This is a genomic window from Brachybacterium kimchii (assembly GCF_023373525.1).
GTDB classification, from domain to species: domain Bacteria; phylum Actinomycetota; class Actinomycetes; order Actinomycetales; family Dermabacteraceae; genus Brachybacterium; species Brachybacterium kimchii.
Genome location: NZ_CP097218.1, coordinates 909129 through 929105 on the forward strand (window position 1 = coordinate 909129; position 19977 = coordinate 929105).

25 protein-coding genes are annotated in these 19977 nt (G+C 68.2%); 5 read left to right on the forward strand and 20 right to left on the reverse strand.

Annotated features, from left to right (window positions below; genetic code table 11):
• Nucleotides 1–27: 27 nt before the first annotated feature.
• The 4 genes from M4486_RS04310 to M4486_RS04325 all read right to left on the reverse strand — a co-directional run bounded on the left by M4486_RS04310 (nucleotide 28) and on the right by M4486_RS04325 (nucleotide 5705).
• Nucleotides 28–4140, reverse strand: a complete 4113-nt coding sequence (locus tag M4486_RS04310) for an FtsK/SpoIIIE domain-containing protein (RefSeq protein WP_249479927.1) — start codon at nucleotides 4138–4140, stop codon at nucleotides 28–30.
• A 9-nt stretch (nucleotides 4141–4149) separates the two neighbouring features.
• The gene (locus tag M4486_RS04315) at nucleotides 4150–4704 is read right to left on the reverse strand and encodes a nuclease-related domain-containing protein (RefSeq protein ID WP_249479929.1); all 555 of its coding nucleotides are present in this window, start codon (nucleotides 4702–4704) and stop codon (nucleotides 4150–4152) included.
• Complete coding sequence (locus M4486_RS04320) at nucleotides 4701–4841, reverse strand: hypothetical protein (protein ID WP_249479931.1); 141 nt, start codon at nucleotides 4839–4841, stop codon at nucleotides 4701–4703. Before M4486_RS04320 ends, M4486_RS04315 begins: the two co-directional genes overlap by 4 nt.
• Before the next feature lie 84 nt (nucleotides 4842–4925).
• Entirely contained in the window at nucleotides 4926–5705 is a 780-nt protein-coding gene (locus tag M4486_RS04325) for a DapH/DapD/GlmU-related protein (protein WP_249479933.1), read from the reverse strand.
• A 65-nt stretch (nucleotides 5706–5770) separates the two neighbouring features.
• On the opposite strand from M4486_RS04325, the gene M4486_RS04330 reads away from it, so the two are divergent.
• Nucleotides 5771–6547: a hypothetical protein gene (locus M4486_RS04330; protein WP_249479935.1), complete on the forward strand. Its 777-nt coding sequence runs from the start codon at nucleotides 5771–5773 to the stop codon at nucleotides 6545–6547.
• A gap of 57 nt (nucleotides 6548–6604) precedes the next feature.
• On the opposite strand, the gene M4486_RS04335 is transcribed toward M4486_RS04330, so the two are convergent.
• Nucleotides 6605–7981, reverse strand: a complete 1377-nt coding sequence (locus M4486_RS04335) for a hypothetical protein (protein WP_249479937.1) — start codon at nucleotides 7979–7981, stop codon at nucleotides 6605–6607.
• Between the two features lie 4 nt (nucleotides 7982–7985).
• Nucleotides 7986–10529, reverse strand: coding sequence for a type IV secretory system conjugative DNA transfer family protein (locus tag M4486_RS04340; protein ID WP_249479939.1), 2544 nt, complete (start codon nucleotides 10527–10529; stop codon nucleotides 7986–7988).
• A 1176-nt stretch (nucleotides 10530–11705) separates the two neighbouring features.
• Between M4486_RS04340 and M4486_RS04345 the strand changes: the two genes are divergently transcribed.
• Nucleotides 11706–12074 carry a hypothetical protein gene (locus M4486_RS04345; RefSeq protein ID WP_249479940.1) on the forward strand — a complete coding sequence of 123 codons (369 nt, stop codon included), beginning with the start codon at nucleotides 11706–11708 and terminating at the stop codon, nucleotides 12072–12074.
• Here M4486_RS04345 and M4486_RS04350 read toward each other — a convergent pair.
• The 3 genes from M4486_RS04350 to M4486_RS04360 all read right to left on the reverse strand — a co-directional run bounded on the left by M4486_RS04350 (nucleotide 12071) and on the right by M4486_RS04360 (nucleotide 14762).
• A complete protein-coding gene (locus M4486_RS04350; RefSeq protein ID WP_239203732.1) occupies nucleotides 12071–12835 on the reverse strand; it encodes a hypothetical protein in 765 nt (254 codons plus the stop codon). The genes M4486_RS04345 and M4486_RS04350 overlap by 4 nt on opposite strands.
• A 58-nt stretch (nucleotides 12836–12893) precedes the next feature.
• Nucleotides 12894–14087, reverse strand: a complete 1194-nt coding sequence (locus M4486_RS04355; protein ID WP_239203733.1) for a helix-turn-helix domain-containing protein — start codon at nucleotides 14085–14087, stop codon at nucleotides 12894–12896.
• Between the two features lie 240 nt (nucleotides 14088–14327).
• Nucleotides 14328–14762 (reverse strand): DUF6283 family protein, encoded by a 435-nt coding sequence (locus tag M4486_RS04360; RefSeq protein WP_239203734.1) that lies wholly within the window; start codon nucleotides 14760–14762, stop codon nucleotides 14328–14330.
• A 211-nt stretch (nucleotides 14763–14973) separates the two neighbouring features.
• Between M4486_RS04360 and M4486_RS04365 the strand changes: the two genes are divergently transcribed.
• Entirely contained in the window at nucleotides 14974–15225 is a 252-nt protein-coding gene (locus M4486_RS04365) for a hypothetical protein (protein ID WP_239203735.1), read from the forward strand.
• A gap of 88 nt (nucleotides 15226–15313) precedes the next feature.
• Here the strand turns inward: M4486_RS04365 and M4486_RS04370 are convergent, their stop codons facing one another.
• Nucleotides 15314–15502: a hypothetical protein gene (locus M4486_RS04370; protein ID WP_239203736.1), complete on the reverse strand. Its 189-nt coding sequence runs from the start codon at nucleotides 15500–15502 to the stop codon at nucleotides 15314–15316.
• A 110-nt stretch (nucleotides 15503–15612) separates the two neighbouring features.
• Between M4486_RS04370 and M4486_RS04375 the strand changes: the two genes are divergently transcribed.
• Together M4486_RS04375 and M4486_RS04380 are read left to right on the forward strand one after the other, a co-directional pair.
• Nucleotides 15613–15993, forward strand: a complete 381-nt coding sequence (locus M4486_RS04375) for a hypothetical protein (protein ID WP_239203737.1) — start codon at nucleotides 15613–15615, stop codon at nucleotides 15991–15993.
• A gap of 101 nt (nucleotides 15994–16094) precedes the next feature.
• Complete coding sequence (locus M4486_RS04380) at nucleotides 16095–16364, forward strand: hypothetical protein (protein WP_239203738.1); 270 nt, start codon at nucleotides 16095–16097, stop codon at nucleotides 16362–16364.
• 40 nt (nucleotides 16365–16404) lie between these two features.
• Here M4486_RS04380 and M4486_RS04385 read toward each other — a convergent pair whose 3' ends face one another.
• The 10 genes from M4486_RS04385 to M4486_RS04430 all read right to left on the reverse strand — a co-directional run bounded on the left by M4486_RS04385 (nucleotide 16405) and on the right by M4486_RS04430 (nucleotide 19757).
• Entirely contained in the window at nucleotides 16405–16629 is a 225-nt protein-coding gene (locus M4486_RS04385; protein WP_239203739.1) for a hypothetical protein, read from the reverse strand.
• Complete coding sequence (locus tag M4486_RS04390; RefSeq protein WP_239203740.1) at nucleotides 16626–16865, reverse strand: hypothetical protein; 240 nt, start codon at nucleotides 16863–16865, stop codon at nucleotides 16626–16628. The genes M4486_RS04385 and M4486_RS04390 overlap by 4 nt, the downstream gene beginning before the upstream one ends.
• Nucleotides 16866–16869: 4 nt before the next feature.
• Entirely contained in the window at nucleotides 16870–17223 is a 354-nt protein-coding gene (locus tag M4486_RS04395) for a hypothetical protein (protein WP_239203741.1), read from the reverse strand.
• Complete coding sequence (locus M4486_RS04400; RefSeq protein ID WP_239203742.1) at nucleotides 17220–17522, reverse strand: hypothetical protein; 303 nt, start codon at nucleotides 17520–17522, stop codon at nucleotides 17220–17222. The genes M4486_RS04395 and M4486_RS04400 overlap by 4 nt, the downstream gene beginning before the upstream one ends.
• Nucleotides 17519–17818: a hypothetical protein gene (locus M4486_RS04405; protein ID WP_239203743.1), complete on the reverse strand. Its 300-nt coding sequence runs from the start codon at nucleotides 17816–17818 to the stop codon at nucleotides 17519–17521. Before M4486_RS04405 ends, M4486_RS04400 begins: the two co-directional genes overlap by 4 nt.
• Nucleotides 17815–18090 (reverse strand): hypothetical protein, encoded by a 276-nt coding sequence (locus tag M4486_RS04410; RefSeq protein WP_239203744.1) that lies wholly within the window; start codon nucleotides 18088–18090, stop codon nucleotides 17815–17817. The genes M4486_RS04405 and M4486_RS04410 overlap by 4 nt, the downstream gene beginning before the upstream one ends.
• Nucleotides 18087–18371, reverse strand: coding sequence for a hypothetical protein (locus tag M4486_RS04415; protein WP_239203745.1), 285 nt, complete (start codon nucleotides 18369–18371; stop codon nucleotides 18087–18089). The genes M4486_RS04410 and M4486_RS04415 overlap by 4 nt, the downstream gene beginning before the upstream one ends.
• Nucleotides 18372–18484: 113 nt before the next feature.
• A complete protein-coding gene (locus M4486_RS04420) occupies nucleotides 18485–18736 on the reverse strand; it encodes a hypothetical protein (RefSeq protein WP_239203746.1) in 252 nt (83 codons plus the stop codon).
• Complete coding sequence (locus M4486_RS04425; protein ID WP_239203747.1) at nucleotides 18733–19224, reverse strand: hypothetical protein; 492 nt, start codon at nucleotides 19222–19224, stop codon at nucleotides 18733–18735. The genes M4486_RS04420 and M4486_RS04425 overlap by 4 nt, the downstream gene beginning before the upstream one ends.
• The gene (locus M4486_RS04430; RefSeq protein ID WP_239203748.1) at nucleotides 19221–19757 is read right to left on the reverse strand and encodes a hypothetical protein; all 537 of its coding nucleotides are present in this window, start codon (nucleotides 19755–19757) and stop codon (nucleotides 19221–19223) included. The genes M4486_RS04425 and M4486_RS04430 overlap by 4 nt, the downstream gene beginning before the upstream one ends.
• Nucleotides 19758–19977 lie beyond the last annotated feature (220 nt).

The window sequence follows — 19977 nt, forward strand, 5'->3', positions numbered from 1 at the left end:
GTGGGCGGGAGGAACGCATGGATGCGTTCACAGGCCTCCGCGCACGATGGGCGGGGGAGTGAAGCCGACGTCGACCCACTCCTCCTCGTTGTCCTCGGCCGCGGGCGCCGGTGCCGGAGGCTCCTGTGCAGGGCCTGGATCCGGGGCGGCCGGCGCTGACTCATCGCGCACGCTCACGCCCGCCTCGAACGCCGCATCCTCGACCAGCTCCCGGTAGGTCACGCCCACCTCGGACTCGTCGTCCAGCACGGTGATGTCCGCGATCACCTCGCTGACCGGAGTCGTCTCCAGCAGCCGCTGCAGCTCCTCGACGATGGCGAACGCGCTGTCGCCGGAGACCTCGGACAGCCTCAGGACCGGGCCCTGATCCTTATCGGGCGCTGCCTGCTCGTCGAGCTCGGGCGACTCGGGGGACGTCCCGATGCTGGGGCTCTCCTGGTCATTGTCCCGAGTCTCGACCGGATCCGGCGATGACGACGCGGTCTCGTCCTCGCTCAGGAGAGCGCCCAGGTCGAAGTCGATGTTCAGGTCGAGGTCCACCTCTTCGACGCTCGGCGTGGACTCCTCCACGACGTCGACGAAGTCCTTCAGCGGCAACACCGCGAATCGCGGATCCGCCGGGTTCAGTCGACGGTCCTCCTCCGGATGCGCGACGCCCCTCTCCATCAGCTGCTGTCGAAGGGTCGAGTTCTCCTCGTACCAGACCTGCATGATCGCCGGGTGCGGCGCCGTCAACGGTTCGAAGAGTCCCCGTCCGACTCGCGGCTCTGCGATCGTGTCGGCCTCCAGCGGGTTGCGGAACGCGCTCATGCGATCGCCCTGGGTCATGTTTCCGAGCCCCATGCGGGCCAGGTTGACCTTGAGGTCTTCTCCACCGGGCATCTTGTTCAGCGTGTCCTGCTTGAGCTTCTGCGTACCGAGAATCAGGTGGATCCCCACGGAGCGTGCCTCTCTGGCCAGCTTCCCGACGATGTTGCCGGTGATCGCTCGAGCGTTGTTCTCGGCCTCCGCCTCCAGCCGGGCATGGTCGGCGGCAGGATCCTCGGACTTCGGCGGCACAGCCGACTTCCCGATCAGAGACGTGAACTCGTCGATCACGACCACGATGTGCCGCGGACGGACCTCTTCGGGCAGCTTGTCGACGTTCACCACGCCGTGCTTGCCGTTGAGAGCCTTGCGTCGTTCGAGCTCGCCGTACAGCGCCTTCATCGTGGAGGCGGCCTGGTAGACGTCTGCGGCGAAGGGGGCGATGGCCCAGTCCTTGGCGAACAGGAAGTCGTGGCCGCCCTTGGTGGGGTCGATGATGACGGGGTGGAACCCGCACAGGATCAGATGGAACAGCATGGTGCTGATGCCTGCGGACTTGCCCGAGCCGGTACCGCCGAGGACCAGCAAGTGCGGGTTCTCGATCGGATCGAAGACGGTCTGCTCGCCGAGCGCGTTCACGCCGAACGCTGAGGGCACCGAGCCGAGCGCATCGAAGGGGATCCCGACTCGCGTCGGGAGAGGGTCGTGTTCGGCCATGAACAGCCGCACTCCGGAGGCTCCCTTCCGTCGCACGTCCAGGAACTCGACGTTGAGGTTCGAGCGGAGCTTCTCGCGGTTGCCCTTGACCTTGGCGAAGTCCACGCCCGCAGGGAGGTCGAAGTCGAGCACCTCGACCTCATCGTTGGTCGCCAGACGCTCGATGCTGGTGAGCGCGGGGACAATGCCGGAGAGGTTCGTGATGTTCGAGTCGACGAACGCCTGATCGAAGTCGACGCTGCGGATCTCGACCTCGGCGCCTCGGCGCAGCTTCGCCCCCGACCCCGGGTCTCCCATGTAGACGGTGACCTCACCGTCGCCGGCGTCCTTGATCCGCATCCACGGGCACGCGAGCTGAGAGCGGATCGCGTCGGCCTTCTTGCGGACGTCGGCCAGCGTCGTCCCGCCGTGCAGGCGCAGCGTGACCTTCCACGCGTGCTTGGAACTCGAGGCCTGGGTCAGCGGGTCAGCCGAGACGATCTCCGGCTTCGGGAGCTTCACGTTCGACGCCCGGAACGCGATGTTCACCAGGTGCGACAGCACCCAGGCGGGCGCGCTCGTCGCCACGGGCGCCGGCCCGTCGGTCGGGGTGACGTCCTGCGGTGTCGTGGGGACGGGCTGCGTCGACCAGCGCACCACGAAGAGGTGCGGGTGCCTGGAGCCCTGACCCTCCTTGTCGCCGGGCCAGCCGACGATGGAGACCATCTGGGCGCCGGTGATGGAGGTTCGCATCCCCTTCTCGAAGTCCTTGCCCCGCGGGTCGATGTACGTGTCCCCGGCGTCCAGCCCCGTCTTCGTCGCGAACAGCTGCTCGTGCAGCGTCAGGGCATCGCGCGAGAACCGCTGCGGCAGCTCGACATCCCTGGTGATCTCGAAGCGCGTCGTCGGAGGCATGAACCCCTGGGGGAGGGTCTGCTGCCACCTCTGCTCCCACTCGATCTCCGACTGGATGTTGCGGACCTGCTGCAGGGTCAGCCCGGAGTCGTCCGTGTACTCGGCGTCGTCCGACAGCGGGTCTCCGACCAGCACGAACCCTTCGCGTCGATCGACGACCGCGTCGACGTCAGCCGCCTGCTCGTCGATGACGGTCGAGCAGTGCTGGGCGATGCTCTGATGCTCCGCCTGGATGCTCTGCCACGGCGGCGTGGGGATCTTCGGCATCACCCAGCTGGTCTTCCAGATCGCCAGGGGCGAGTCCTCCGGGTAGACCAAGGGCGTCTTGGATGCTCCGCGCACCCAGCGCCACGCGCGGCCGAGCACACCCTCCGGGGGTGCCTCGATGGGCTCGGAAAGCGAGCTCTCCAGTCGGTCGCGTTCCTCGTCCTGGTCGGCGCCGAGCTTGTCGATCTGCTTGCGGACCTTCGCATCGCGCTTTTCGGAGGCCTCAGCGACCCGCGGGTCCACACGCTGAGGGAGAGCCGCAACCTGGGTGGCCTCCGTCAGGACCATCCGGTTGATGCCAATCTCGTCCAGCGCGCGCGACATCGCCGCCTCCAGGGCGAGATCCCGGGAGAGGTCGTCGATGTCGGGGTCCAGCAGGTTCGGGAACGATCCCTCCGGCCACTGGACGACTCGAGACCGCAGCTGGTGGGCGGTGCCGGGGATCTGCCGTCCGGAGGCGTCGAGGTTCGGGCTGGACAGGACGTCGATGACCGTCGAGGGGTCGCCGTAGGCAGCGGACATCAGCTCCGCGCGCTCCTGCAGCCCTTCGGCCCGGATCTTCGGGGGAGCATCCATCACGTCGACGATCGCGCCGCAGGGGGCGATGGTGCGCTCGACGAGGCGCGGGGCGCCGTCCTTCTCGTTGAACGCCTCCTGGAATCTCGGTGCCCACTCCGCGCGCGCCTCGGTCACCGCGCGCCAGCGGGCGAGGCAGACCGAGGACAGGGGACGACCGATCACCGCTGCGCCAGCGAGGATCCCGCCGCCGAGCACCCCGAGAGGATGCCAGAGGGGGTCGGTCTGGCCGATGAGGGTGAGGGTATATCCGACTGCCCAGGCGCCCCCGGCGACGGCCAGAGGCATGACGAGGAGGTACGGCCGGGACGTGGACGACCAGAGAGCGGCGACGGACCGGCGCCCGATGGTGACGGCCGGCTTGTCCTGGATGCGGCGCGAGCGCGCAAGCAGGGACGCGATCACATGGTGGGTGAGGAACCCGGAGGTCGCGGGGACCCACCAGGGGATCGACACTGCGGGAGCATCCCACGGGAGGAAGGCGAACGCCTTCTCGAGCACGAGAGCCGGGACGTCGCCGGACAGGGGGAGCGCGGTGATGAGCAGGCCGATCGCCATCGAGACGAAGAACGACAGGCGCGGAGGGATGCCCGGCCACAGGGTCTCCCGCCCCCACGTGTTGCCCAGCAGCAGGGAGGTGCGGGTGTCCAGCCAGGAACGGTGACGGCGCACCTGGCGTTCCTCGAGCTTGTTGGCCGGGGTCTCCTTGGGGCCGGTCAGCGTCGGGGCAGGATGCGCCCAAGCCACGATGAGCACCCCGAGGAACAGCACCCACCCAGCGGGCAGCTCGAGCAACGCCGTCACGATCGTGAGCGCGGCGGTGGCGGCCAGCAGGATGATGGTGAGGTTCAGGGCGGGCTTGACGTACTTCTGAGGCATGGGACCTTCTCAGCTGGAGCGGAGCAGGGGGAACAGGGCTGCGGTGATGTCGGGGTCGGTCGGGGCGTCGGGGACGAGGGTGCGCACGCGGCGCGGCAGGGTGGATGCGCGGACCACGTTGGCTCCCGGGATGTGCAGGAAGCGGACGTTCACGCTTCCCGAGTCGCGGGAGCATTCGACGGAGACCAGGGGCCGGCGCACCAGGGCGCGCGGGATGTGCGCGGCGATGCGCTGCTGGAGCATGGGCATGGTGCGGCGGTCGGCGTGCTCGACCTTCGTCAGCCACCGGTAGGAGACGTCGTCGAGCGTCCAGTACAGGCCGGGCTTCCAGCGCTTGGAGTCGATGATCAAGGCGACGTTGCCACCGGTGACGATGTGGTCGATGTTCGCCAGGACGCCCTTGGCGGGCACGTTGAGGTCGTGCCAGACGTCGCGCTGCGACTCGACGGCGATGAGGTCGAGGACGCGGCCGGTGTGCTCCTCGCCCTGCCGGCCGACCTCGGAGGCTTCGGTGCCGAGGTCTTCGACGGAGCCTCCGGCGACACCGTACACGGTGCCGCTCACAGGATCACTCCGAGCAGCAGGGAGCCTACGAAGACCGCCAGGATGATGAACAGGGCGATCTTCACCCCGCCCTTCGCGAGGAAGTCCGCGAGGTCGTTCGAGTCCTTGTCGAACCGGGGGCCGCGTCCGAGTTCCATCGTCTCCACCTTCGGTAGCGAGTCGTGTCGCTACGGTCAGTGGGCGGGGGAGTGCTCTGGCGGGACTTCAACCCCGAGGGGACGTCAGTCCGCGGTGCCGAACTTCCCTCGCAGCCAGCCTCCCTGGGATCCGAAGGCGAGCTCCTCGCGAGACGCAGTGCGCCCGTCGAACGTCTGGTCGTCGCGGCGGACCTCGCCCGGTGCCACGTCGGAGGTGATGTGACCCCAGACCAGGGCGTCATCTCCGATTTTCACGCCGTCGTCGATGCGAGCTCCGGCCCCGATCACGACGCCGTCGCCGGCCTGCACATCCTTGCCGACCTGGGCGCCGTCGACGACGCAGCTGCGGTCGCCGATACGACTGCGCTCACCGACGCTGCTGTTGGCGCCGACCATGGAGTCCTGGCCGATCGCCGCGTTCTGGTGCACGAAGCCGCGCCATTCGACGTCGCTGCGGTCGCCGATCTGGGCTCCGCTGCCGATCACCGCGCGCTTGCCGACCGTGGCACCGTTGCCCACCCGGGCGTTCACCGCGACCACGCCGTCGTCGAAGACCCTGGAGTTCTGGCCGATGCTGGCGCCGCTCTCGATGCACGTGTTGGGCGCGATCGTGGTGCCGGATCCGATGTCGGCGCCCCTGTCGACACGAGGGGTGCTGTTCCGTCGGGACGAGGCCTCCACGGTGATGCCACGATCGGCGAGCCCGCGGAAGAGCTCGTCGGCGGAGAGGTAGTCCTTGTTCGGGAAAGGGTGCTCCCGCCCGGACGCGCCCGTGACGGCCACCTCCGCGTCGCTGCGGGCGACGGATCCGAACTGGCCGCCGTTGCCCTGCTCGCCGGTGTCCTTCTTGCGCTTGATCGTCATGTCCCGTCCTTCGACGTCGGGGTGCTGTCACTGCATGAAGTGGGCGGGGTGCCATGCTTGCGACCATGGGAACCTTGACATCCGGAGCGCGGGACGAGACAGAGCGCAAACGCAAGAAGCTTGCTCAGCTTGGCAGATTCATCGTGCGGCTACGCATCATCGCGGATCATAGCCTTGCGGAGGACCGGCAACGTCTCGTCGATCTATCCGAGCACAGTTGGGTATTTAAGCCGCCGCCAGAGCCAGGTGGCGCCCCGACTCTCAAGCCGATACCACTCCTCCCTACCGAGCAAGTCGAGAGCGCGATCGCTCGAATCAGGCCCCTCTTGGTGGATGGCGACGGGATTTCTTACAAGCAGGTCCTACGAGCGCTGGGGGAAGATCTTTCTACGAGCGAACGCGAGGAATTGGCGCTTTGGCGAGGAGAGTTCGAAGAGTTCGATCCGGAGGCCCGAGCAGGGAAACGGATGGGCCCGCACATCCCAGGTGCTCCGGTGTCTAACACCCGGATCGGAAGCTCGTGGCTGTATGGGGACTTGGTCCACGCAGACGCCTCACGGCAGAGCTACACCTCTCAGTTAACACCCGAGTCTGTGTTCGTCGAGGCCCAGCGGATGACATGCGGACTCATACTCGCATCTCTTCACACGTTGGACTTCCTAGAGCTACTCCAGGCACAAGGGCGCATCGACGTCGGCGAGGGGCCGTTTACTCGCCAGGTCACGGTCATTGCCAAAGAGTGGGCACCCACGGTCCGGGCGGCATACCAAGCCGCGGAGGGTACCGAACTACCCGAGTCTGTAGATGAGCCTCTCGGCCCGGAGTGGAAGAGATTCATCTGAGAATCAACTACCAGATCCGTCCGGCAAGCTCGGCCTCGCTTGCTGCTCGAGAGCCGGTCAGAACTTCACGAGGTGACGCCACTTCCTGCCCGCGACAGCCTGGGTGAACCCCGAACCCGTCATGCGGTCAGGGACCAGCGGGTCCGTCAACGCGTCGACATCCGCAGCGCCGGCGAAGTCCACCATGTGCCGGTCGAGGTGCGGAACTCTCCCGGTGCGCAGCCAGAACGGTGTGCCCGCAAGCAGCCGCGCGTTCGCGGCGATCGTCTGCCCCGCGTCCGCCGAGCCGTCCGCGAACGGCATCTCCTCTGCGTCCAGAAGCCGGACACGATGCCATCCCTCCTGCCCCTCGCTGTCGCGTCGCAGGAACGAGGCCGTGAGCTCGAGGAAGTCATCCGAGGCCTCCCGGCGCCCCGGGAACCACGACTGCCACGACGTCATCCCCAGCCTGGACGCCGTACGGTTCCGGGCCGTCCCCGGGAAGTCCCTCACCGCCTCACGAATCGCCGCCTGGATCTCCGAGCGGGTCGTGTTCTTCGCGGCCGCGCTCGTCGCCTGCGACGGAGTGGACACGTCCACCACGAGCACCACCAGAGGCAGCTCATAGGACGGGTGGCGCTGCAGCACCTGCGCCCACTTCGCGACCTTCCGGCGGAACGCCTCGCCGACCGACGCCGTCGTCTCCACGGCGATCACCAGACCATCGTGACGGACGATCCCCGCGTCCGCCTTCCGCCCCAGGTCCTCCTGCGCCGCGCGCTGCCCCGCGGCCGCCAGCATCTGCGCCAGCCCCACCTGCTTCTCCCCGAGGACCGTCGCGACATCGCAGAACTCGGCGACGCGCAGCGCCAGCTCCGTCGTCAGCACGTTGTGCCGATCGAACCGGTGCTCGCTGTCCCAGCCCTGCCCACCCGTGACCGCGACATGCTCCGCGAACGTGAGGGACTTGCGATACGTGCTGTAGGCATCCACCTGGTCGCCGACCGTCCACATGCTCATGCGCTCGCGCGCCGGCGCCAGACGGTTCGTGCCCGCCGAGACGTAGCCGTGCGCCAGCAGTCCCGCGCTGAAAGGAGCCGACAGCGACGCCGGGTACGTGGTACCCATGACCTTCGAGCCCGTGATGCACGCCAGCTGCTCGCGCGTGACCGTTCGCCACGCCGAGACCGCACCGAGTGCACCGAGGATCGACGCCCGGTGACGGTTGGAGCGCAGCTGCCCCATCGCCTCACCCTGCGGCATCACGAAGCTGGCGGGGAGGCCCGACCATCGCTTCTGGTCGGAGCTCGCGCGGCGATGCTGCGAAGCGCTCACCCAGCCGTCAGACGTTCCGGTGGCGAACATGCCCTCCCAGTACGGGTCCGCCCGTTCGGCGGCGCGGAACGGTCGCTCGTCGATCCGCCCGGGAAGCTCTGCGAGATCCCACGTCGTCATGAGGTCACGCCTCCTCACCGGGCGGGTAGACCACGGACCGGAATCCGTCACGGTCGTCCTCAAACGGGTGCACCCTCGCGGTGAACACGTTCTGCCGCTGCTGCCTAACCGACGTGCGCACCATGACCATGTACTGCGGCAGATCCATCACCTCCTTGGTGTGCACCACCTCGAACCCCTCCGTCGCCCCGCCCGTGAAGTCGCGGACGATCTCAGCGGCCACGTCCGAGTTCTCCTGCGCGTACGAGATCACCGTGGACAGCGAGAACATCGTGCGGCGCACATCGTCGGGAAGCTGCTCAGGTTCCTGCGTCGCGTAGATCGGGATGACGCCGAAGTTGCGTCCCTGCATGCGCGACCACTTGATGACGTCCGGCGAGTTCTTGGCGACGCGCGCGAGCTCGTCAGAGATGATCGCGACGTACTTGCCGTCGTCCTCCCATCCCGCACACACCGACTCGATGGCCTCCTTCAGCGAGTACAGGAGCATCCCGCTCAGCGCGTCTCCCACCGCCTGCGGCAGCCGGAGGTTGTCGGCGCTCGCACCGGTCGCCGTCGACGTGGATCCGGAGTTGATGACGACCCGCAGGTACCGGCGCAAGATCTCCTCGAAGGAGACGACGCGGCCGTCGGTGCGCCACCAATGAGGCGCGAGCATGAGCACCTCGACCTTGGACGACGGCGCCTTCTGCAAGGCGGCGCGACTGGCCGCCTTCACCGACTCGCCGTACAGCTCGGTCAGCCCGCTGGCCGCGATCTGCAGACGCTCGACGTCACCGTCGATGGTCCCCTTCTTCACGTCGACCAGGCGACGGCGGATCCTCTCGGCCAGGTGTGCACCGAACGCATCCCCGTAGCCGCCCAACAGGGCGTGCGCGATCGACACCGGCGTCGCGACCGGTGCCGGCGACGGTGCGTCCCGGCTGGTCTCGGTCGCCTCGGTGAGCACATCCACGGGTGCGCCGAGCGCTGCGGTGAACACGCCGCGCAGCGTCTTGGCGGAGGCGGCGCCGATCGAGTCGTCGCCCCAGTGGTAGATCATCTTCTCCACGAACTTCGCGGCGCAGTCCTTGACGTCGCTTCCCCCGGCGAACATGTCGATCCTCGCGCCCTCCGGGTCGGCCAGATCGAACACGTGGACCTTCTTCTTGCCGAGTGCCTTCGCCCAGCGCTGGTACTCCGCGGCGTCCTTGCCCGTCTTCGACTCGAACGCGACGATGGCGCCCTTGGACCCGAGCACCGAACGCGACTGCTCGGGGGACTCCGCGTCCTCGCGCGGCAGCGGCTGCTGGTCGGCCAGCAAGAACGCGAACAGGGCACGCAGCAGATAGGACTTGCCCGATCCGGGCTTGCCGAACACGGCGATACCGGCCCACAGGTCTCGTGCGCTCAGGCGCACCATGCGGGAGACCGCGTCCAGTCCGATCACCGGTCCGATGCGCTGCAGCAGTGCCGGCGGGGCGCCACGGTCCCCGGTCTCCGAGGTGCCCGACGTCGAACCCGCGGCGGGCGCGAGCGCACCCACCGGAAGCAGGGCGCCGAGCTTGAACGAGCCCCGGTCCAGCGGATAGTCACCCGGGCCCTTCGGCTTCCCCTTCGAACCGCCGCCCTGGAAGTCGTCGGCCGACTCCGCGCGCCCCTGATCGTTGCCCTGCGTCGGCGGCCTCGTGCGCAACGCCCACCGGATCCGGGGGAGCGGGAAGTCGCCGCGGCGGAACCGCCTCTCGTACCGCACACCCCAGGCGACATACCCCGCCAGCGCGAGCAGAGGAATGAGCGTCGCGAGCATGAGCACCATCGACACCGCGGCAACGGCGCCCGGTGGGATCACCGCCGCGACCGCCGCCGCAGCGACCCGCACGGCGACGCCCGCAGCGAGCACCACCAGGGCGATACCAGCCAGTGCCGCAACCACCCAACGACGAGGGAAGCGGACGGCGCGCGTCTCCAGATCGAATCCGTGCATGTCGCCGGCGACCTGACGCATCAGCGACTCAGTTCCCTCGCGTGAGGACGACGCCGCAGCCACGTGCGCGATGACACCGTTGGGCTCGAGCGAATGATGAGTGCCGCCAACGATGCGCCCCTTGATCCACGTGTCCCACTTCCGGTCCTCGTGCAGCAGCTTGCTCCGATGCGGTGCGCGCATCGTGATCGCCACCCACGACCCCACCGACATGTCAGCCAGCGACGCCGCCATCGAGAACGGATCCTTCCCCGACTGCGTCGTCGACGAGCGCGTCCCGCCGGGCCGGTAGAACATGTGGCCGACCTCCCGGGCCGCATCCAGTCGCGGCAGCCCATCGACGTAGGCCAGCTTCCCGGTGACCGCCTTCGCCGCCGACAACGCAGCCTTGTTCATCTCCTCAGTGTCCGGCGTGACGAGGTAGTTCTCCAGGCCGTCGTCCGTCATCACCGCGAGGAACGTGACAGGCGTGCGAGGACTCAGCGCCGACGCGAACGCACGCATCCGCGTGGCGACCATCTCCGGGTTGTTCTGACCGCCCGACGCGCGCGTCACTCGGCGGACCACGATGTTGCGACTCATACCCTCCCCATATGCGAAGGAGCGCCCCACCACGGGCCCTCAAATCAAGTCTGGCTCTCTCACCAGCAACAACACCTTCCGGACGAGGCCTGACCTCGACAATCCGCCCGCCAGCACCGCCGCCGGTCCCCGCCCTGAACGCGCTGTGTCCACGATGCGGCTTCGCCGCGGAAATCGTGGTGCGTCCAGTCGTATGACCTCGTCCTCGTATCGACCCCTGTGCTTGATGGCTTCGCCGCTTCGGTGGTCGATCCTGCGTTCCCTCGTGAGGTCATCCGATCCGGCGGGGACGCTCGTGCGGAGCACTCGCCAGTACGCTTCGCGTACCGCTGCGCGGACGTCACGCTCCCGCTGCGCGGGATCGTTCCGCCGCTACGCGTGGCGTCCCGCAGGGCGGAACGCATGCGCTGCGCGCAACGGCAACGCCGAGACGACGCATCGATGGACGATCCGTCGCCACGAACCCGGCCCCGCAGGGGCTTATCGCACTCCATGAAGTGGGCGGGAAGAACCTCTCACGGGACGTTCACGCATCGACGACGCCGCGACCAGCCGCAACGCGTCCCCACCAGTGCATGCACCCCGCCGGGAACACCACGAACAGTGGCATTAGCGTCACGAGGATCCCCCGTACGCATCAGCCCACCGACACGAACCAGCACACACGAGCACAAGTCGGATTTGCGCTGCGCGCAGCGCCCCGAATCCACCATGCTCACGTACCGAGAAGGACGCACCGACACCGCGAAGGTTGCGTCACGACCCCACACCAGCACCACGTCACGCACACCGCACCGAACACGCCACGCTCTCCGCAACGAACCACGAGGGGCGAAGCCCCCAGGGAGCGAACCGACCGATCCGGACAGGGAGCACCGAGGAGGACGAGCGCCAGCGAGGACGACGACGGGGCGAGTCGGCCGGTGAGGGAGAGTGAGCGACCTCTTGTTATCGCTCTCGGCGCGGTTCGATCGGCTCGCGGCGTCGGGGCTGTCGCCCACGCCCGGTCGCCTCGCGGTGGCTCGGCGGTTCGGTTCGGCGCCTGTCGTCGGATGGTGAGGGTGTCCTGCGGGCTCGGCGGTCCGCCCACTTCTCTGGAGCGCCCGGTATGCCGGCGCGTGGAGCCCGCTCGAGAGGAGACCCGCCATGTTCGGACGGTTCGTTGACGCATTGAAGATGTCGATCGATGAGGTGGGCGCGAGTCTCTCCCACGTCCCCGGCGACTTCTTGGTGGTCGGCTGCGCGCTGTCGATCCTTCTCGGGCTGGGCGGTGCGCTCTTCGTGCAGGTGAAGAACCGCGTGTACTCGGTTCCCGGGACGCGCATCCCCGCCCTGTCGGTAGTGGCCGTGTACGGGGCGATTGCGCTCCTACTGCTCGGGACGTTGACGTCCCACAGTCAGGTCACGGGGAGCGATCTGGGGCGCGGCGCCGTCGTGCTCGTCTGTGGTCTGGTCCTGCTCTGCGGATGGTCCGTGTGGGCGAACGCGAGGATGCGCCGGATCGAGAACGCAGCGGACGCATCGAGGCGCGAGGGCGAGCTCTAAACGGTCTCCGGCTCCCAGATGTTCTTGGCCGCGTCCAGTGCGTAGTGGAACGCAGAGAGCACGTCGCCGAGGTCGGTGACGAAGTCCCCGTGGGAGAGGGACTGCCACGCGAACCCGTGCGCGGATCCACTGGCGGTGTGCCAGATCCACGTGAGGTGATCGCGCAGCACGCCCGGTTCAATCCTCGCATCGGCGGCCGTGACTTCGCGTCCGATCAGGTCCGCGGCGATGCGGATCAATGACCTGTCGCCCGGGAGGCCGGCCGTGTTGACGGTTTTGATCTTCCGGCGGAGCTCGTCGACCTCGTCGGTGTCCCAGCGCAGGCCCGGCAGATGTTCGATGCGGTCGATGTCTGTGAGGGCGCGGTCGAGGCTGCGGGCTTCCATACCGAGGATGTGCTCGGCGTGCTCGCGTCGGTCGTCGGACTGCGTGGGCAGGGAGATGTACCCGAGTCGTCCTGCGGCCATGAGGATCGTGCGGAGTTCTGCGCGGAACGGCGCCGGCGCGAACAGGTCCGATTGGATCGCGAGGCGCAGATGCGATGCGGACTCGAGCGCCGCGATCACGGCGTCGCGCAGTGAGTCCTCGAGGGACACCGGGGCGTCGGGGAAGCTGCTGTCGATCGCCGCGATCTCACTGGACGTGGCAGGGGGCTGACGGATCCATGCGTGGGTCGCAGGCAGCTCGAGGTGTTCGATGATCGACATCGATCGTTCGAGATGCGCGGGAGCGTCCGGCGAGTCGACGCTGAAGATGTACATGGCTCAAGAGTAGGGAGCCGATACGAGCAGAGTCCGGGGCGTGATGCTGCGGGGGAGTTCATCGCCAGGTGTCGCCGATGAGGTCGAGCATGTTCGCGTCTCGGATCGCTCGGCGCTCCTGGTTGGTCCCCGCCTGGCTGGTGGTCATTCCGGTGGCGCGCGCATGCCTCGCCGCGTCCAGCCTGTCGCCGTTCGCTGAGGGGTCGGTGAAGAACCGGCCGTCGGCGAGGTAGAGCTTGGCCATGTCGCTGCTGACTTCGAGCCTTCGGGCGATCTCCGCGCGCGTAAGTCCTTCGCTCTGGAGCTTCACGGCCTGCTGGCACAGCTCCAGGCGATCGCGCATCTTGCGTCGGGAGTAGTCGTTGACGCCGGCGTCGGAGGGGAGGTCGACCCCTGCATCCTGGGCCGCGATCGTGATCGTTCGCGCGGACACTCCCAGCGTTTCGGAGATCTCGTGCCGGGACTGCCCATCCTCGAGCAGCGAGACGATCTCGGCACGGATGCGACGCTGCTCGGGGTCGATGCGAGGAGCGCGGGTGTCGACGCCGGCCTTCTGCAGCGCCCGGGAAACGACGGCGGGAGAGACTCCTTGGCGTCGAGCGATGTCGACTTGCTTCCAGCCGTCGTGGAAGTCCGCGACGATGGTCTCGTTCCTCTTCCGGATCCGGGCGTCCTCGGCTCTTTGGCGCTCGTAGCGCTTCTCGGCGAGATAGCGCTCGACTCCTCGGGGCACGGCGCCGAGGCGAACCGTCGATGGGAGTCCGGCTTCTGGCGCGCGGTGCCGGAGTGCGATGAGGTGGGGGAGCGTGTCGTTGGTGAGGTGGAAGCCGTCGCGGGCGATCTGCTCGCGGACCGATTCATCGAGGGATTCCCAGAGGGGATCGAGGAGGCGCACGTACTCCTCGTCCGAGGGCAGCAGCTTGTTGAGCTCGGGGAAGGTGGGCAGCGCGGCGAAGGCACTCGCGATGAGCAGCTTGGATCGCCGGTCGTAGTCACTGCGGTACTGGAGGGGAACCAGCACTCGAGCTCCTGTGTTGTTGAGCGTCGCGATCATCGCATGCGCGTAGTACGCGTACCGGGCAGACGCATACCCCAGGCGTGAGCCGTTGAGGTCGATGGCCAGTGCGTGGTCGTCGTGTGCATTGAAGGGTTCGGGGACGAGTTCGCCCCAGGTCTCCACCCATGTGCCCGGGGGATGGAACCAGCACGATGGGTCGGCGTACAGGGCGCCACGCACACCGATCCACTTCAAGGGGACCTCTTCGAAGTCGCGGGAGTCATCGAGGGGGATCGCTCGTGCCGTCGTCCAGGTTGCCGTGCGGAGTTCTCGCTGCGGCCGTTCGTACTCGTGCGGGGGTCGACGATGGGTTCGTTCCCGCGCCTCGAGGAGTTCCCTTCGGGACACCACCCCGTGAAGGTCGATCTGCGTCATTCCTGAAGATTAGCGAGGCTCGGCGAACGGCGGCCGTGGTCGTCGAAAGATGGCCTGGGGTCAGGCGCGGTCGCTGCGCTCGCGCATGTCGCGGGTGCGCTCCAGCTTGGCGATGGTGTCCTGCGCTCGTTCGTCGGGTGCGTCGATCGATGCGATCCCGTGGCGCGCGGCGTCTGCGCCCGTGGGCCAGAGGGGCACCGTGGTGGAGTACTCGGCGCAGGAAGGGTCGAGGCTCCCGTCGATGATGCCGATCCGCACGGCCAGGAGCTCGAGCGGGTCGCGGTGTCCGAGCCAGCCGGCGCAGACGGTGCCGTCCTGCTGGTGGCAGGAGAACTCGCGTGCGGATGTCTGCTCGGGGATGTCGCCGTCGTAGGCGGGGAGTTTGTCGTATTCGCTGCGGTCCCAGACGCCGGAGGGCACGCCGCAGCGGTAGGGGCATGAGGCGCACGGGGTTTTCCGGGGTAGTTCGCCGCCGCTGTCGTTGGTGGTTCCCATCGCCGTGGTCCTTCCGCGCGTCCGGCCTCATTTTCGCAGAGCTGGTCGCTGCACCAGTGGGCGGGTGCTGCGCGTCGCAGGCCGTCCCGCGCCGGCACCCGAGAGCGTCGTGGGGTGTGGTCGGTGACGGCTTCGGGCCGGGGTGCTGTCCTGCCACGCGACGGGCGCGCCCACTGTCGAGGTGACAGCACCAGTGTCGGGAGGTCCAGAGATGACCACGCACCTGAAGATCACGACCGTCTACGCGGACGGGTACACCGAGATGCACGACCAGGACTGGCCGGGCTGGAATCTGGAGGCGGCCGCGTCCGTGATGCGCGCGCGGCGCTGCGTCGCTACGGGAGGCCTCAGATACGACCTGCCCCTGACGGACCGGCAGCTGGAGGTCGGCATCATCCGGCAGCACCACGAGTGGTCGAACGTGGCCGTGCCCTCCAGGGCGCTGCAGGATTCGTCGAGCTGACGTCCCGGAGGGCGCAGCGCGAGCGTCCAGCTCGTCGTCGACCGCAGATCCGGGAGCGCGCCCAGTCTCCCCGCGGTCGGCTGGGCGATCAGATGGGCCAGCGCGCCCAGCTGATGACCTGTGCCCTGTCGGGGACCGGGCAAGCAGCCTGGGCTTCCTCCCAGGTCTCGCCTTCGCCGGAGACGGTCGCGGTGTCGAAGGCGCTGATGTCGCGGTCGCGGACGGGAACGTCGGTGAAGTCGACGTCGAGGGCGACGCGGGCGTAGGCGGTGATCATGATGCTTCCAGTATCGCGGCTGCCCCGGGCGCCGGGAGCAACGGGCGCGTGTGACGTCCTCCGAGACGGATGGGCCGCCCACTATTCGGGCGACGCCGGAGGCTCCGGCGGTGACGAACATGGGGGTGCTCATGGAACGCGGTACTGAACGCGGCCACGGCTTTGCGCGCGGCGGTCTGATTGCTCTGGTCGTCGTCGTGGTCTTGGGCGGGTTCGCCTTCACGACGTCCACGAAGGAAGAGGGCGTGAAGATCACGGTGACGGAGAAGGATCGCGTCGTCACGCGCGAGAACTCCTACTACCTCGTGTGGTCGAAGGAGGGGGAGACGTTCAAGAACTCCGACTCCCTGTCGCAGGGGAAGTTCGCCTCCTCCGACCTGCAGGGCAGGCTCCATGAGGGGACGACCTACACGTGCACGGTGTCGGGGGTTCGGATTCCCGTCGTCTCGACGTACCGCAACATCCTCTCGTGCGAGACCGCGGGGAAGTAGTGCCCGCTGTGCCGGCGCCGGAACCCTCTGCGGGAGGCGGAACGATCAGGCGGGGCGCTACTCGTCTGGTCGAGGACCGGGACGGGTACGTCGTATCCGTCGTGGATCTCTACCACCGGACGAGCTCGGAGGCTGCCGCCGAGATCGCCCGCACTGGGCGCTTCATCAGTCTCTGCCAGGATCGCGAGCATGCCTTCTTCACGGACAATCCGGTGGGGGAGCGCAGCCGGCAGTACGGGCAGACTGTCATGCACGTGCTCGTGCCTGCATGGGCGGCACTTCCCGATGAGGTCTTCGACGACGAGTCGTACTTCCGGGTTCGCCTCGAGCATCTCGCGGACTGCAGCGTCACGGTGGCTCCCCGACCCTGAAGGACACTCCGCTGCGGCCAGACCGGTTGTCGGGTCGCGCTCAGAGGCTCCTGCCGCCGACACGCAGATGGTGCAGCACCTGTGCTGCGGCGAGGGAGAAGCTGCCGCCGAAGAGGAAGACGTAGCCCGCGGGCGTTTGGTGGGTGAGCACGTCGTACGCACCGAGGCCGAAGGCGATGATCCCGCCGACCGCCAGGACTGCGGTCACGAGGGCTGCCGGGGAGAAGCCTCCAGCCGGCTTGTGCTCGGGTGTTGGGTGGCTCATCGGGTCTCCTCTGTTCCCTGATCGTCGAGCGCGCGACGGAGGCTTCGTGGCGGCCGTGCTGGACGTCGTGTGGGCTTGCCCTTGGACCGCTCCCTGTGGCGTCCCCAGTACGCGCCCGCGATGAACATGCCGACACCGTTCGAGTGGGGTTCGGGGAATCGCGCGGCTTCCTTCATCGCGGGGTCCACGAGGTTTTCGCCGCGTGCGGCGAGGCGATTGATGGTGCGGGGAGTCATGGGGTCATCCTTCCAGGGCGCGCACGGTGGCGCACGGCCATGCATGGTCGCACTCGTTGCAGATGCGTGTCCCGCTGAGGGTGTCGCCCCAGGGGTGGTGGAGGTCCCGGACCCGCTGGAGGGCGTCCAGCAGCTCGGGCACGGCGTCTCGGGCGGCGGCGATGAAATCAGCAGTCTCGGCGGCATCGTCCTCGTCCTCTCGGAAGCAGTCGATGAGGGGCTGGCCGTCCACGGTCACCTCCCAGCAGTGATGCGGGGGCTGCCCGAGCGGACGGTGGTGGATGCGCTCCGCCTCCCATGGTCCGAGGGTGGCGGCGTCCGCGAGCTTGCGCAGGTGCTCCCGGTCGATGGTGGTCACGGGGTCTCGCGCTCCCTTCCGTTGGCGTGGAGGCCTCGTCCCATACGGTCGGCGGCGAGGTCGATGTCTGCGAGCACGGCGGTGGTGTGGGTGGGGCCGTTCGGGTGGAGATGCTCGATGTACAGCCCGACCTCCCTGGCGGCGTCGCGGCGGACCTGGGCGTCGTGGGCGGCGAGGTACGCGTAGAACTCCTGCACACCCTCCTCGTGCGTCACCATGCCCTCGCTCGCGTGGTGCACCACCTCGGCGTAGCCATGTGCGATCCGCTCGTCCGCTTCGCTCGGCGTGTACCCGGTCATGCGCCCGTGCTCCTCTCGTCTCGGTAGGGGTTGGGTGTCGTTTCTGCCTTGTAGTAGGCGGGGATCGAACCGTCGCATCGCCAGCGCTCATCGGCGTTGAGCCAGCCAATCTCGTGCCCCTCGTTCCACGCCTCGGCCTTCTCCTCGCGCGTGGCGGGCTGGACGACCGCGAGCACGGCGTCGGCCACCTCCCCGGCCGCGTCGATACCGATCGCGATGGAGTAGTAGCCCGAACCGATGACGATGCCCTCCACCTCGTCCCGGATCTGCTCGCGCAGGGTGTCGGTGCCGGTCATGCTCTCGCCTCCCGCGCGGCGATCAGGGCGGCACGGATCGCCTGCGGCTCGTCGGCGTATTCGTACTCATCGAGCACCGACCTCGCGGCCTCGACCTCAGCGTCGGTCGGTTCCTGCGATGCGCCCCACTCGGCACCCGCGACGAACCCGCGCCGGTACGCGATGTGCTCGTCTGAGTCGTAGGTGTTCCCGTCCTCGCGCCGGATGGGCGAGTGCGCGATGGTGGCGGCGTCCTCGGCTTCGGCTCGGGCGCGGTCGGTGAACGTGGTCATCGGGTCGTCTCCTCCGCGAGCCTCTTGATGGTCTCCCCATGCTTGGCGTGGATCAGCTCCGGGAACATGGCGGTGCCGTCCGCGTACGTGGCCGTCGCGGCCGCAATGAGGTTCGCGGTCCGCTGCTCGTAGGCCAGAGCGAGTGTCGCCTGCGCCTGGGCTTCGATGGCGACCGCAAGGGCCGCGGTATTGGTGTCGCCCTCGCGGTCCATCCACGCGCGCAGAATCTTCACAGAGCCCTCCGCGTCTGCCGCATGCGGGTTGCCGGGAATCGTGGCCATGGTCGGTCCCTTCTCGTTCGTGGGTCGACCATCAAGTGGGCGGGCAGGACCTACGACGGGACGCTATCTCGCATTACACGGCGTTGCGTTGGTCTTCCCCATACCAGTGGGGCTCATCGGGCTGCCTTCCTCGCGGCGATCAGGGCGTCGCGCATGATGTCTCCGAGCGTGAATCCCTCGCTGGTGTTGTAGGCGCGCAGAGCGGCCTCGACCTCATCGCGGGTCGGTTCCTGCGATGCGGCCCACTCGGCGCCGTCCATGAAGGCGGTCACCTTGTGTTCGCTGAGCGTCATCACGGGTTCCATGCGCTGGATGCGATAGCGCTCCTCGGCTTCGACTTGGGCGCGGCCGGTGAAGTCGCTCATCGGGTCGACCCGCTCTCGATCTGGAGCATGGCCGGTGCTCGGCCGGACTCGATCGCCAGTGCGAGCGACGGCTCGATCTGCTCGGAGACAGTCTGGCCTGTGCCTGGCACGATCGTGTGCGCGAGGAACTCGGCCTCGAACGTGACGATCCCCGACTCGACGGCCTCGAGCTTCGCCTTGATCACCAGAGCGAGCGCCCGCCACCGCTGCCGGCAGGCCTGCTCCCACGCCTTGAACGCCGCGTCCGCGCTGCGGGGCGTCCCACGCTCCGGCGTCCTCGTGAACTTCCGGTCGCTGCGAGACGGCATGGTCATCAGGAACCGCACCTGGCGGCCGTGAGCGATGAACGTGACGGCCGCGCGGGAGGTCTCCCCATCGTCCTCCGTGGCATACCCGAACCCTGTCGCCCCGTAGCGGGCGAGCACGGACTCGATCTCAGCGCGCGACCGACTCGGGTCGACGGTCGTGGACTTCGCATAGGTGCTCATCGGTCTTCGCTTCCTCGGCGGTGGTTGGTCTTGGCGACGGCGCGCATGAGAGCGGCGCGGAACGTGGCCGGGATCGGTTCGGGTGTCAGGGCGGGCGCGCGGCGGAACACGCGCAGCCGGCCGTCGCGTCCGGGGGCCATGAGGCCCCAGTCCTCCGGTAGGTCGTCGTGCACGATCGCTCGATCCGGCACGACCAGCCACCAGCGGTCGCAGTAGCGCTTGACCGCTTCGGCCTTCGTCGGGTCGCGGAGCTCGGTGAGCCAGTCGGAGCGGCTGACCTTGACCTCGTGGCCGTGCAGCAGGAGCCCGTGGTACGTCCAGCAGTCCTGGGCGAGGAAGTCCGCACGGCGCGGATCCCGGTAGCGGCCGTCGGCTGTCGTCCACCCGGAGTGCTCGGCGACGTGCTCGGCGCAGGCGTAGCGGCGGGCGGTGCCCTGGCTGGTCTGCGAGTAGCGATCATGGAGCAGGTCGAGCATGTTCCGTTCGGTGACCTTCGTTGGGACCTCGGGCAGAGCGTCGAGTAGGTCCATCATCGCTCCTCCTTGGGTGCGAGTCCCACAGCGGCCAGGGCGTGCGCCAAAGCCTCGGTGTGGGTGGGGTGATAGGTCCACTTGCTGTGGACCCCTGATGCTGCGATGCGGAGCAGCATCGGGGCGCTGCCGGGGCGGAGGGACGGCGTGCCCACCAGGACCACCCACGGGGTTCCCTCCCGCTGTGCGACTGACCGCGTATCCGCGCGGGTGATGACCGCCC

What these genes read in the sequence shown, in the direction of transcription:
- M4486_RS04385 (WP_239203739.1), bottom strand. Translation starts at nt 16,629, where the DNA reads ATGAGCCACCCAACACCCGAGCACAAGCCGGCTGGAGGCTTCTCCCCG.
- M4486_RS04335 (WP_249479937.1), bottom strand. Translation starts at nt 7,981, where the DNA reads ATGACGACGTGGGATCTCGCAGAGCTTCCCGGGCGGATCGACGAGCGA.
- M4486_RS04350 (WP_239203732.1), bottom strand. Translation starts at nt 12,835, where the DNA reads ATGTACATCTTCAGCGTCGACTCGCCGGACGCTCCCGCGCATCTCGAA.
- M4486_RS04430 (WP_239203748.1), bottom strand. Translation starts at nt 19,757, where the DNA reads ATGATGGACCTACTCGACGCTCTGCCCGAGGTCCCAACGAAGGTCACC.
- M4486_RS04320 (WP_249479931.1), bottom strand. Translation starts at nt 4,841, where the DNA reads ATGGAACTCGGACGCGGCCCCCGGTTCGACAAGGACTCGAACGACCTC.
- M4486_RS04410 (WP_239203744.1), bottom strand. Translation starts at nt 18,090, where the DNA reads ATGACCACGTTCACCGACCGCGCCCGAGCCGAAGCCGAGGACGCCGCC.
- M4486_RS04400 (WP_239203742.1), bottom strand. Translation starts at nt 17,522, where the DNA reads ATGACCGGGTACACGCCGAGCGAAGCGGACGAGCGGATCGCACATGGC.
- M4486_RS04370 (WP_239203736.1), bottom strand. Translation starts at nt 15,502, where the DNA reads ATGATCACCGCCTACGCCCGCGTCGCCCTCGACGTCGACTTCACCGAC.
- M4486_RS04345 (WP_249479940.1), top strand. Translation starts at nt 11,706, where the DNA reads ATGTCGATCGATGAGGTGGGCGCGAGTCTCTCCCACGTCCCCGGCGAC.
- M4486_RS04365 (WP_239203735.1), top strand. Translation starts at nt 14,974, where the DNA reads ATGACCACGCACCTGAAGATCACGACCGTCTACGCGGACGGGTACACC.
- M4486_RS04425 (WP_239203747.1), bottom strand. Translation starts at nt 19,224, where the DNA reads ATGAGCACCTATGCGAAGTCCACGACCGTCGACCCGAGTCGGTCGCGC.
- M4486_RS04415 (WP_239203745.1), bottom strand. Translation starts at nt 18,371, where the DNA reads ATGGCCACGATTCCCGGCAACCCGCATGCGGCAGACGCGGAGGGCTCT.
- M4486_RS04360 (WP_239203734.1), bottom strand. Translation starts at nt 14,762, where the DNA reads ATGGGAACCACCAACGACAGCGGCGGCGAACTACCCCGGAAAACCCCG.
- M4486_RS04390 (WP_239203740.1), bottom strand. Translation starts at nt 16,865, where the DNA reads ATGACTCCCCGCACCATCAATCGCCTCGCCGCACGCGGCGAAAACCTC.
- M4486_RS04340 (WP_249479939.1), bottom strand. Translation starts at nt 10,529, where the DNA reads ATGAGTCGCAACATCGTGGTCCGCCGAGTGACGCGCGCGTCGGGCGGT.
- M4486_RS04310 (WP_249479927.1), bottom strand. Translation starts at nt 4,140, where the DNA reads ATGCCTCAGAAGTACGTCAAGCCCGCCCTGAACCTCACCATCATCCTG.
- M4486_RS04420 (WP_239203746.1), bottom strand. Translation starts at nt 18,736, where the DNA reads ATGAGCGACTTCACCGGCCGCGCCCAAGTCGAAGCCGAGGAGCGCTAT.
- M4486_RS04405 (WP_239203743.1), bottom strand. Translation starts at nt 17,818, where the DNA reads ATGACCGGCACCGACACCCTGCGCGAGCAGATCCGGGACGAGGTGGAG.
- M4486_RS04325 (WP_249479933.1), bottom strand. Translation starts at nt 5,705, where the DNA reads ATGACGATCAAGCGCAAGAAGGACACCGGCGAGCAGGGCAACGGCGGC.
- M4486_RS04330 (WP_249479935.1), top strand. Translation starts at nt 5,771, where the DNA reads ATGGGAACCTTGACATCCGGAGCGCGGGACGAGACAGAGCGCAAACGC.